General features: G+C 47.8%; 1 tRNA gene and 1 rRNA gene. Both read left to right on the top strand.

The window, feature by feature from the left end:
- Positions 1-16: 16 nt before the first annotated feature.
- Positions 17-132, top strand: a 5S ribosomal RNA gene (rrf, locus tag AC1DEF_RS29380).
- Positions 133-236: 104 nt separating this feature from the next.
- Positions 237-312, top strand: a tRNA-Val gene (locus AC1DEF_RS29375).
- Positions 313-385 lie beyond the last annotated feature (73 nt).

The following is a 385-nucleotide window of genomic DNA, read 5'->3' as shown; positions in this document are numbered from 1 at the left end:
AGAGAGCAATCTCTTGTCTGGTGGCGATAGCGAAGAGGTCACACCCGTTCCCATACCGAACACGGAAGTTAAGCTCTTTAGCGCCAATGGTAGTTGGGACTTTGTCCCTGTGAGAGTAGGACGTTGCCAGGCAATGAATAAGACCCCTTTTTATGCTCTTATAAAAGAGTCTAGGGGTTTTTTATTTGGCTCATTTATAAAAATCTTTTATACAATGAATATTGTGTATGATACACGGAGGATTAGCTCAGCTGGGAGAGCACCTGCCTTACAAGCAGGGGGTCGGCGGTTCGATCCCGTCATCCTCCACCACCGTGCCGGTGTAGCTCAACTGGTAGAGCAACTGACTTGTAATCAGTAGGTTGGGGGTTCAAGTCCTCTTGCC

Source organism: Priestia sp. 10L35 (genome assembly GCF_056395685.1).
Note: the sequence above shows the minus strand (reverse complement) of the source record. Positions and strands in the feature narration are given on the sequence as shown.